We start from the raw sequence: 2,361 nt of genomic DNA, 5'->3' as shown, positions 1-2,361 counted from the left end.
CATATTGGTGAAGCAATGGGCATTGGGGTGAAATTGTGTCGGTTTTTTGTATATTTACTGGCGAGCTTGTTAATTACAAATGCACTTGCTGTGTCCAGGTTTTATTTGGGTGATGGTAAAAGTGCCATTATGCTTTTGGGTCATGATACTTATGCTTACTCAGGTTATGGTCAAAGGCAAACATCGTTGCGTATTGATAGGGAAAAAAGAGGTAGTGCGCTTGTTTTTGGTTATGATAAGGAGTATCTAGACCCTTTAACTTTGCAGATTTATTTGCGGGCACGTGATTATAATGTTTTTCTATCACGCTTTAATGTCAGAGACAGTAAGACGAATGAATGGAATAAGTATAACTTTGCCAATGCAAACCCTGTTTTAAACATTGATCCAAGTGGTCATGAAGCATCAAAAGGCTTGGTTACTGCATTTTCTGTTGTCGGTGCTATTGCTGTTATTGTGGCATCATTTTATTTGCGTGGTAAGTTAACTAGTATTATACAGAGCATTGAGGACAATGAATTCACTTTCGCGTCATCCTCCCCAAACAAGGGTTTCTTCTCCGTCAGTAGCAGCAGCTACTCGGATGTGGAAGATGCTTATGGGCGCCCAGCTTATGAAGAAGGTGTTCATAAGCAATTCACTTCTATTAATGAAGATGAGTTATCAGATAGCAGCAGCAGTGATGATGAAAACAATCTGGATAGCTCTGGGCATATAGCAAGGAAGCAGCAGAGGTTGCTAAGATTACTCAAGGCAGGGGAAGTAGCAAATACAGTCCTAAGTGTTGGGTTTTCTTCAGCCTCGATAGCATTGAATCAGAAAAAAAATTGGAAGAGCAAGGAGTATATAACAGGTTTTACCTCTGTATTACTGGGCAGCTTAAGTGGGTTATCAATACTCTCCGGCTCTTTGGGGGTACAAACTATGTTAATATCATCCGGAGTAGCAGCTACCTCCTTGGGCGCGCCGGCATTTTTTTCAACGTTGGTTAAAGAATATAACCAAACAGAGAAACGCTAGTGAGCGTAGGGAAGCATGCGCCTAGAAACCTCGGCAGTACAATACTAACGTATTTATAAAAATATTGGGCTAATGGTGTAAAAGTAATTTGTGACATAGCATAAAAATAAGGAGGAGGTAGATTGTGTGTATGAGCCGTTATGTATTTTTCATATCTGTCTTGTCAATAATTTTTAGTATAAGTTCTGCTAGTGTTCGGTTTTATCTTACTGATGGGAAAAATAATACATTAATTTTAAGTGGAAACTGCTTAGATAAAAGATATACAGCATCCTACACATCCTATGGTTTAAATCAAAAATTAATTTGTAATAATAAAGCGAATACAGTTTTTAATTTTGGCTATAACAAAGAGTATCATGATGTTTATAGCGCTGAGGTTTATTTACGATCACGAGATTATAATGAAGATATATCCCGTTTTAGCATAAGGGATACAAAGAGCGATGAGTGGAATAAATATGGCTTTGTATCAGGCAACCCAATTATGTATGAAGACCCAAGTGGTCATAGTGCACTACCAGAGGGCATATTAGCTTTTAGTCTGCTTAGTGTGGCAAACCCTATTATTGCTAAATATATGCCCAATTCAATAGCTAAGTATGGTTTATTATCTGCTTTGGGAGGTGCTCAAGTTGCTTTAGGACTGTATGATTTTGGTGAGTTGTTGAAAACATCATATGAGGGCTCAATGGAAAGCTGTCGAGGTGATAAAGTACTTATGGTTGATATTTCTGATACTTTAATTCACAATGATGGAAAATCTGGAAACTCAGGCAGTGCATTTTCTCAAAGTGGTGACTCCGCCATGATTACCCTTGGTGATCGTGATCACGATAAATATCAACAGGGAACTAAAATCCGGTTAAATAGCCAGTTCGTTGAAGAACTTAAACGGCGAAAAGAACAAGGATATGTGATTAATATCTTATCAACAGGTGGCTGGCAACAAGGGGCTATAGCTAAATTTGAAAATGTTTTTGACGATGATTTTCAGTTTGATAATTGGATTTCATGGACTTCAGGAAGTGAAGAGTATGAAGGTGGGTTAAAAGGGCTAGGGTATCGCTTTAAAGCCTTTTCAAAATATCAATTTATTCGGAACTATTGGAATAAAAATGAGGATGTTTCTGCTATGATGCTGTTTGATGATAAATGGTACCAAAGAGGGGGGGCAAGGTTAGCTGGAGCGTATTCTATGGCAGTTTATAATAGTGAGTTTATGGAAAATAGTGCATTCTTTCAAAATTAAAGAGATAGATTATTATATGTAGCTTATTACATCAAAAAAACATCTTGACAAATATTTTTTATTTGCTAAATTATTAATTAGCAGTTGGG

The 2,361-nt window shown here is 37.2% G+C and carries 2 protein-coding genes; both read left to right on the top strand.

Going from position 1 to position 2,361, the window contains the following annotated elements; all coding sequences use genetic code 11:
- A partial coding sequence (locus DNK84_RS13410; RefSeq protein WP_162902487.1) for an RHS repeat-associated core domain-containing protein occupies nucleotides 1-1,020 on the top strand: 1,020 nt, incomplete at its 5' end.
- A 130-nt stretch (nucleotides 1,021-1,150) separates the two neighbouring features.
- The gene (locus DNK84_RS13405; protein ID WP_119344977.1) at nucleotides 1,151-2,272 is read left to right on the top strand and encodes an RHS repeat-associated core domain-containing protein; all 1,122 of its coding nucleotides are present in this window, start codon (nucleotides 1,151-1,153) and stop codon (nucleotides 2,270-2,272) included.
- The last annotated feature ends 89 nt before the right edge of the window (nucleotides 2,273-2,361 follow it).

The organism is Facilibium subflavum, assembly GCF_003574485.1.
GTDB classification, from domain to species: Bacteria; Pseudomonadota; Gammaproteobacteria; order Francisellales; family Francisellaceae; genus Facilibium; species Facilibium subflavum.
The sequence above is the reverse complement of the archived record's forward strand: the minus strand, read 5'-3'. Positions and strand labels throughout refer to the sequence as shown.